We start from the raw sequence: 855 nt of genomic DNA, 5'->3' as shown, positions 1-855 counted from the left end.
TGACGTCGAGGCCCTGTCGGCCTCCGGCGTTCCCGTGTACGCGGAACGGGGCCGGCACGGGGGCATCGAACTCCTCGCCGGATTCCGCACGGACGTCACCGGCCTGACCGCCGACGAGTCCCGCGCGCTGTTCATCCTGGCCGCCCAGGGCGCGCACGCCGCGCTCGGCCTGGACGCGGCGCTCGGCTCGGCGCTGCGCAAGGTGATGGCCGGCCTGCCGGCTCCGCACCGGCCTGCCGCGGAGGCCACCAGCCGCCGGGTGCTGGTCGACGCCACCCGCTGGAAGGGCGGTCCGCGGCAGGCCTTCGACCTGGAGGTCCTGCAGGACGCGGTCTTCGCCGACCGGCGCCTGCGGCTGCGCTACCGGCACAGCGGGGAGCGGGAGGCGCGGACGTACACCGTCGACCCGTACGGTCTCGTCGCCAAGGCGGGCGTCTGGTACCTGGTGGCCGACCGCCGGGCGCGCCCGCAGCTGTTCCGGGCCGACCGGGTACGGTCCGCCAGGCTGCTGGACGACCCCGTGCGGCGCCGGCCCGGCGTCGAACTCGGCGACGCCTGGGAGGTGTTGCGCCGTCAGGTCGAGGAGCGGCCGGGCGGGGTCGAGGTCACGGTGCGGGTGCGCAGGGACCGGCTCGACCTCTTCCGGCGCATGACGGCCGCTTCGCTGACCGAACTCCCCGACGACGGCGAAGGCGACGGCGAGAGCGAGTGGGTGACCGCCCGGCTGTCGTACCCCGTCGTCCGGGCCACCCGCCAACTGCTGGCGTTCTCCGACCAGGTGGAGGTCGTCTCGCCGCCCGAGGTGCGCGCGGAGCTGGCGGCCGCGGCCCGCTCTGTCACGGACCTGTACCGGGG

The 855-nt window shown here is 75.9% G+C and carries 1 protein-coding gene; it reads left to right on the top strand.

Going from position 1 to position 855, the window contains the following annotated elements:
- Positions 1-855, top strand: an 855-nt coding sequence (locus tag ACFW2E_RS40685; protein WP_384475306.1) for a helix-turn-helix transcriptional regulator, incomplete at both ends; no start/stop codon positions are given.

This window comes from Streptomyces sp. NPDC058964 (assembly GCF_042741275.1).
In the GTDB taxonomy this organism is placed as follows: Bacteria; Actinomycetota; Actinomycetes; order Streptomycetales; family Streptomycetaceae; genus Streptomyces.
Note: the sequence above shows the minus strand (reverse complement) of the source record. Positions and strands in the feature narration are given on the sequence as shown.